The sequence below is a fragment of the Mesorhizobium sp. M7A.F.Ca.CA.004.12.1.1 genome (genome assembly GCF_003997835.1).
Taxonomy (GTDB): Bacteria; Pseudomonadota; Alphaproteobacteria; order Rhizobiales; family Rhizobiaceae; genus Mesorhizobium.
In genome coordinates this window covers 1-6,024 of sequence record NZ_RZRK01000363.1, presented here as the reverse complement: position 1 = coordinate 6,024, position 6,024 = coordinate 1, and the positions used below count along the sequence as shown (strand labels likewise).

Sequence of the window (6,024 nt, the reverse complement as noted above, 5' to 3'; positions counted from 1 at the left end):
GTGGTGAACAACAACATCGTGCTGATCGACACCTATGACCGGCTGCGTGAAGAAGGCTGGGACAAGGTCGAGGCGGTGCTGCAGACTTGCCGCGAGCGCGCCCGCCCGGTCGTGCTGACGGCTGTGTCGGCCATTCTCGGCGTGCTGCCGATCGCCTTCGGCCTCGGGCTGGAAATCTTCCATCACGAGACGACGATCAACGCGCCGTCGACGCAATGGTGGATTTCGCTGTCCTCGGCGATCGTCTTCGGCCTGTCCTTCGCCACGGTGCTGACGCTGGTGGTGACGCCGTCGATGCTGATGGTGTTCACCCGCGCCAAGGTCAAGCCGGGCGCACGGCGCGGCTTGATCAGCCGTCTGTTCCGGCGCGGCAAGGTCGAGATTTCATCGACCGATGCGCCAGGGCGGGATGCCGGAGCCGGGCCGGATATCGCCTTTCCGAAAGCCGCCGAATAGATCATTGCCGATTTGACCGGCAAAGGCCGCCCGGAACAACCGGGCGGCCTTTTGCATTGTTCTTAGGCGAAAAGTCGAATTGCGGGGTTCTCATGCCGATCACCACCATAGTCATCATCGTCCTGGTCCTTATCCTCATCGGCGCGGTGCCGGCCTGGCCGCATTCGCGCTCCTGGGGCTATGGGCCCTCGGGTATTGTCGGCGTGGTGCTGGTGGTGCTTATGGTGCTGCTGTTGATGGGACGGCTCTGAGGCGCCCTCTCAGTCTGCGGAGATTGTTAATGTGCGGAGGAGTATCGCCCGCCATCGCGGAGGTCAGGCAGCTTTCGCAACGCCGGTCACGGTGGCAATGCCGATATCCCCGAGAGCTTCAGTGACGGCCTGATCCAGCGGCGTGTGCGGGATCGCGCCGATGATGCCTTCCAGCCTTGCCGACGCCAGTTGGTGCGGTTCGAAGCGCAGATAGGACATCGACACGATCTCACGCCACATCGCCACGAACGGGCTGCCGGCGCGCAGCACCCACCACGCCATCGAGGTCATCTTGAGCGGGCGTCCAAGCGCCTTCTCCGCGGCCGCCTTGATCTCCAGGTCGGTGACGGGATGGCCCGGGAAGTTGAGGGCTTCATAGGCGCCGAGCTTGTCCAGGTTCTGCGCCAGTCCGACGAAAGCCCTGGCCAGATCCGGCAGGTAGGCCCATTCATGCACGAGGTCGACCGGGCCGGGCGCCGTATAGACACCCTTGTTGATTTTGGCGGCGACGACCAGGTCGAACCACGAGCCGCTGCCGGTGCCGCCGAAGAAATCGCCGGCCCGCAAAATAATGGTGCGGACGCGGCGCGCTTCGGCCTCGCGGTGAAACAGGTCCTCCATGGCGACGCGGATGCGCCCCTTCTCGGTCGTCGGGCGGAACGGCGTGTCTTCCGTGATCACCTCCGGCATCGGCGACCCGTAATTGTATACGGTCCCGGGAAAGAGATGCAGTGCGTTGTTGGCACGGCAAGCGGCCATGACATTCTCGGCGATCGGCAGGCACTTGGCCCATTCGGTGTAGATCGGGTTGAGGCCGTTGAAGATGATGTCGACACCTTGCGTGACGCGGATGAGGGCCTCGCGGTCGAGCGCGTCACCGGCAACGGCTGTGGCGCCTTTGAGTTCGGCCGGCACCTTGCCGTTGCGGGTGACGGCGCGGACCTCGTAGCCCGCGTCGATGAAGGCCTTGGCGACCACGCGGCCGAGCCGGCCATTGGCACCGAGAATTGCGATACTGGTCATTGGAAGCACTCCGGGGTTGGGATTTGCGTGGTCGGTCGCAAGGCGCGATCGGGATCAGCGACAAGCGCGATCGAGATCAGCGGCTGCCGAAGAGGTCGCGGTTGCTGCCTTGCGTGACCGGCTGCCGGACGGCCGCATCCGGGTTGTGGATCGAAGCGGTGGTCGTGTTGTCGGTGCTGGTGACAGCCGGCCGGCTGGCGTCGTTCGACCCAAACTTGTCGCTGCCGGCAAAGGCGGCGCTGACGGAAATGAGGATGGCGGCGGTGGTGAGAGCGATCTTGTTCATCTGAGTTCTCCTGGTGGTGTTTGCAGTCCGTGTTGGTGTCTGCAGCCGGAATATGGTCGCTCTGAACGCGAATGGAAATTGACTACAGATGGCGTTCTGATATTCATAAATGAATGGCTGAAATCGACTGGAACCTGATCAAGAGCTTTGTCGCCGTGGCGGAATCCGGCAGCCTGTCGGCCGCCGCGCGAAAGCTTTCGGCCAGCCAGCCGACGCTTGGCCGTCACATCGGCGAGTTGGAACGGGCACTCGGCGTCACACTGTTCCGTCGAGGACGGCACGGCTACGAACTGACGGAGGCCGGCAGCACGCTGTTCGAACGCGGCAAGGCGGTCAGTGAGCAGGCAAGCGCCTTCTCACTGCTGGCGCTGGGTTCGGTCGAGGCCATCGAAGGCACGGTGCGCATCGCCGCCAGCGAGGTGGTGGCGGCCTATGTCCTGCCTGAGATGACGATGCGGCTGGGGATCGAGGAGCCCGGCATCGAGGTCGAGATCGTCGCCTCCAACCAGGTCGAGAACCTGCTGCGTCGGGATGCCGACATCGCCATCCGCATGGTCAAGCCGGCGCAGAACGAGCTGATGGCACGCAGGGTCTGCGATATCGAGCTCTGCGCCTGCGCGGCCAAATCCTATCTCGACAGGCGCGGCCGTCCGCTGAAGCCTGCCGATCTTGTCGACCACGACCTGGTCGGCTTCGACCGCGGCGACGAGATCATCAGGGGCTTTACCCAGCATGGCATCCCCGTCACCCGGAGCAGCTTCCGCTTCAGGGCCGACAACCAGATCGTTTTGTGGGAAGCGGTGCGGGCGGGAAACGGCATCGGCCTCGGTCAGGAGCCGCTGGCCGACAGGGATCCTTTGATAGAGAAGGTTCTGCCAGATCTGCCGCTGCCAGTTCTGCCGGTGTGGCTAGCGATGCATCGCGACGTGCGTACCAGCGTGCGCATCCGCCGGGTGGTGGATTTTCTCCACGAGGAGCTGAAACGCTATTCGGCGGGTGCTGGCGCGAATTCGGCGCGGTGAGCGAGCCCGGCCATCAGCAACACGATGATCAGCAGTCCCGACATGGTGATGAAGATCGGGCCAAAGCTGGAGTGCTCGGCAACGAAGCCGATCGCCGACGGCGCCACCAGTATGCCACAGTATCCGATAGTGGTGACCACGCTCATGCCGGTGCCAGAAGACATGCCTTCCTGGTTGCCGCCGGCCGAAAAGATGATCGGCACCATATTGGCGATGCCGAAGCCGCAAAAGGCAAAGGCTGCAATGGCGAGCCAGGGCGAGGGCGCCAGGCCAGCCACCAGCATGCCGACCGCGGCTACGAGGGCCGACACGCGAAGCGTCGTCACCGCGCCGAAGCGATTGCGTATGCCGTCGCCGAAGAACCGCGTAACCGCCATGACGCCCGAAAATCCGGCGTAGGCGAGGCCGGCAACGGCAAGATCGGCGCCGAGCTCCTGGCGCAGATACAGGGCTGCCCAGTCGAGCACCGCGCCTTCGGAGATCATCGCCAGCAGCGCCATCAGTCCGATCAGATAAACCAGCGGGTTTGCCGGCAGTGCGAATTTGTGGTGCTCTGCCGCCTGCGGTCTGTCTTCGGTGAGGAGATGGCGAACGGCCACCGCGATCACCCCGGAGGCAAACACCGTTACCGCCGCCGCGTGGGCGAGGTGGCCGTAGTGCTGGATGGCAAAGCCGCCGAGGCCGCCGCCGGCGAAGCCGCCGAGACTCCAGAAGCCGTGCGAGGACGACATGACGGCGCGGGAGAGCCGCCGTTCGACCACCACGGCATTGGCATTCATGGCAACGTCCATGCCACCGATCGAGCCGCCGAAGATGATCATGGCCGCGGCCGCCAGCGGTACGTTGGGCGCCAGCGCCACGACCATCAGACCGAGGCTGCCGCACAGGGCGAACCAGCGCAGTACGGTGCGCGAGCCATGTCTGGAGATCAAATGGCCGCACCAGGTCATCGCGACGACGGCACCGACGCCGAATAAGAGAATCAGCAGGCCGAGCGTGAACTTCGAAATCTCCAGCCGGGTCAGGAACACCGGGATCTGCGGCGCCCAGCTGCCCGTCAGGAAGCCGTTGGCGAGAAAAATGGCCGCGAGCGCCCATCGTCCGCGAATGGCAGTCAGCTTGGCAATTGACGCGTTCATGAGGCGAATCCCGCTGAAAATGGCTTCGCGCGGCAAATTAGATCGATTCAATTTTCAGTCAAGGCTCTTTCGGGAAGCATTTTGGGCCAAACATAGCCTTAAGCGATCGCTGGGGCGACGGCGTCAATGGTCCTGGGGGCGCCTTGCCTCGAATTCGGCCTTCTTGGCGTCGGAGGCCTCGGTCTGGTTCAGCGCCTGCCATTCCCCATAAGGCATGCCGTAGACGATCTCGCGTGACTGATCCTTGGTGAGATCGACGCCCTCGGCATTGGCTGCCTCGCGATACCAGTTCGACAGGCAGTTGCGGCAGAAGCCGGCAAGATTCATCAGGTCGATGTTCTGCACATCGTTGCGCTCGCGCAGATGCTCGACCAGCCGGCGGAAGGCGGCCGCTTCGAAATCGCGTTGCTGCTCGTCGCTGAGTTCGGTCATCGAAACCTCCGTCATAGCGGCCCGGTGCGCGAGCCGAACATCTTCACCACATGTATATCGGGACGGCGGTCGATCGCGTCAACGATCGGCGCCAACCGTTCGGCCCAGGCGAGCGCGCCCTTCTGGTCCGATATCAGATCCTGTCGGATCTCGATCAGCGCATGGGCGAAGCCGTTGACGATGGCATGCTTGTACATGGTGTCGCCGCGCAGCGCGCCGTCATAGGGTTCGTTGTCGCCGACGACGAGGTTCCTGTCCTGCGCCAGCATGTCTATCAACGGCCGCGCCACGCGGTCGTCGAGGTCCCACAGGATGCCGACGTGCCAAGGACGCTGGATTCCTTGCATGGCCGGGGTGAAGGAATGCACCGAAAAGATGAAGGGCGTCTGGGCGGAAGCCTGTGCGACCGATGCGATCATGGCGCCGACGGCGTCGTGATAGGGCCGGTAGAACCCGTCGAGCCGCCTCTCGCGCTCATCGGCAGTAATGGGGTAATTCCCAGGTACGACAGTGCCGTCATAAAGCTGGCGAATGAGCGTCGGATCGTCTTCGCCGCGATTGGGATCGATCAGCAGTCGCGAAAAATTGGCGAGCACCGCCGGCACGCCGAGCAGGGCAGCCAGTTCGCGCGTCACCGCCTCGACGCCGATGTCATAGGCGATGTGCCGGTCGAACTCGGCCGAGGGCAGGCCGAGGCTGCCGTAGTCGTCGGGCAGGTCGCGACGGGCATGATCGCCCAACAGCACGATGCCTCGCTTGCGGTCGCCCTCGATGATGTCGAAAGGCGCGAAAACTGTGGATCGGGTCATTGGCGGGAAATGGTCTGTTCGCGGGCTTCCGGGGAGGGTGCTATCGTCATTCCACGAAGACGACGCTTGCGCAATGCCGTTGTTTGGCCAAGGTTTCCCGGGAAATCTGGCACACGTCGGCGAATTGTGCGCCGGAGCCTTTCTAAATCGATTGGAATTGGACAAAACGGTGCGTTGACATGCGCCCGGACTTTTCCGAAAAGGGGCGCAGAGAGATGCTGATGTGGTTTTTGAGGGGTTTTCGGATGAGTTCCGCCGGCGGGCAGCGCATGCGCTCTGCCTTTGCCATGCCGCTCCTCACTCTTGCCATGGGCCTGTCGGCCATGGTCGTGGCTTCGCCGGCGCGTGCCGATTTCCGCGTCTGCAACGCCACGCAGAACCTGGTCGGCGTCGGCATCGGCTATCGCGCCAAGGCCGGCTGGATCACCGAAGGCTGGTGGCACATCGAGGGATCGAGCTGCAAGACGCTGATCGAAGGGCCGCTGTCATCAAGGTTTTACTATCTTTATGCAGAAGACGCCGAACGCGGCGGACGCTGGGACGGCCCGATCAACATGTGCGTGGCTGAAAAAGAGTTCAAGATCGCAGGCGTGACCGACTGCGTTG

Annotated in this window: 9 protein-coding genes; 4 read left to right on the top strand and 5 right to left on the bottom strand. The window is 63.4% G+C overall.

The window, feature by feature from the left end; all coding sequences use genetic code 11:
• Both EN984_RS19420 and EN984_RS19415 read left to right on the top strand, forming a co-directional pair.
• On the top strand, nucleotides 1-456 hold a 456-nt coding region (locus EN984_RS19420), incomplete at its 5' end, for an efflux RND transporter permease subunit (RefSeq protein WP_164765533.1).
• A gap of 92 nt (nucleotides 457-548) precedes the next feature.
• Nucleotides 549-707: a DUF3309 family protein gene (locus tag EN984_RS19415; protein WP_023810914.1), complete on the top strand. Its 159-nt coding sequence runs from the start codon at nucleotides 549-551 to the stop codon at nucleotides 705-707.
• Nucleotides 708-770: 63 nt separating this feature from the next.
• On the opposite strand, the gene EN984_RS19410 is transcribed toward EN984_RS19415, so the two are convergent.
• Nucleotides 771-1,730, bottom strand: coding sequence for an SDR family oxidoreductase (locus EN984_RS19410; protein ID WP_127266904.1), 960 nt, complete (start codon nucleotides 1,728-1,730; stop codon nucleotides 771-773).
• A 76-nt stretch (nucleotides 1,731-1,806) separates the two neighbouring features.
• The gene (locus tag EN984_RS19405) at nucleotides 1,807-2,016 is read right to left on the bottom strand and encodes a DUF680 domain-containing protein (protein WP_127266903.1); all 210 of its coding nucleotides are present in this window, start codon (nucleotides 2,014-2,016) and stop codon (nucleotides 1,807-1,809) included.
• A 113-nt stretch (nucleotides 2,017-2,129) separates the two neighbouring features.
• Between EN984_RS19405 and EN984_RS19400 the strand changes: the two genes are divergently transcribed.
• On the top strand, nucleotides 2,130-3,038 hold the full coding sequence (locus EN984_RS19400; RefSeq protein WP_127272235.1) for a LysR family transcriptional regulator: 909 nt from the start codon (nucleotides 2,130-2,132) through the stop codon (nucleotides 3,036-3,038).
• Here the strand turns inward: EN984_RS19400 and EN984_RS19395 are convergent.
• The 3 genes from EN984_RS19395 to EN984_RS19385 form a co-directional block, all read right to left on the bottom strand.
• The gene (locus tag EN984_RS19395) at nucleotides 3,002-4,177 is read right to left on the bottom strand and encodes an MFS transporter (RefSeq protein WP_127266901.1); all 1,176 of its coding nucleotides are present in this window, start codon (nucleotides 4,175-4,177) and stop codon (nucleotides 3,002-3,004) included. The two genes, EN984_RS19400 and EN984_RS19395, sit on opposite strands and share 37 nt — an antisense overlap.
• Nucleotides 4,178-4,300: 123 nt before the next feature.
• Nucleotides 4,301-4,609 carry a DUF1244 domain-containing protein gene (locus EN984_RS19390; protein WP_027037142.1) on the bottom strand — a complete coding sequence of 103 codons (309 nt, stop codon included), beginning with the start codon at nucleotides 4,607-4,609 and terminating at the stop codon, nucleotides 4,301-4,303.
• A gap of 11 nt (nucleotides 4,610-4,620) precedes the next feature.
• Entirely contained in the window at nucleotides 4,621-5,418 is a 798-nt protein-coding gene (locus tag EN984_RS19385) for an N-formylglutamate amidohydrolase (protein ID WP_127266900.1), read from the bottom strand.
• Between the two features lie 245 nt (nucleotides 5,419-5,663).
• Between EN984_RS19385 and EN984_RS19380 the strand changes: the two genes are divergently transcribed.
• Nucleotides 5,664-6,024, top strand: a 361-nt coding sequence (locus tag EN984_RS19380) for a DUF1036 domain-containing protein (RefSeq protein WP_127383883.1), incomplete at its 3' end; no start/stop codon positions are given.

Excerpts from the sequence above, each read along its gene's own strand:
- EN984_RS19395 (WP_127266901.1), bottom strand. The coding sequence starts at position 4,177 with ATGAACGCGTCAATTGCCAAGCTGACTGCCATTCGCGGACGATGGGCG.
- EN984_RS19405 (WP_127266903.1), bottom strand. The coding sequence starts at position 2,016 with ATGAACAAGATCGCTCTCACCACCGCCGCCATCCTCATTTCCGTCAGC.
- EN984_RS19390 (WP_027037142.1), bottom strand. The coding sequence starts at position 4,609 with ATGACCGAACTCAGCGACGAGCAGCAACGCGATTTCGAAGCGGCCGCC.
- EN984_RS19410 (WP_127266904.1), bottom strand. The coding sequence starts at position 1,730 with ATGACCAGTATCGCAATTCTCGGTGCCAATGGCCGGCTCGGCCGCGTG.
- EN984_RS19415 (WP_023810914.1), top strand. The coding sequence starts at position 549 with ATGCCGATCACCACCATAGTCATCATCGTCCTGGTCCTTATCCTCATC.
- EN984_RS19400 (WP_127272235.1), top strand. The coding sequence starts at position 2,130 with ATGGCTGAAATCGACTGGAACCTGATCAAGAGCTTTGTCGCCGTGGCG.
- EN984_RS19385 (WP_127266900.1), bottom strand. The coding sequence starts at position 5,418 with ATGACCCGATCCACAGTTTTCGCGCCTTTCGACATCATCGAGGGCGAC.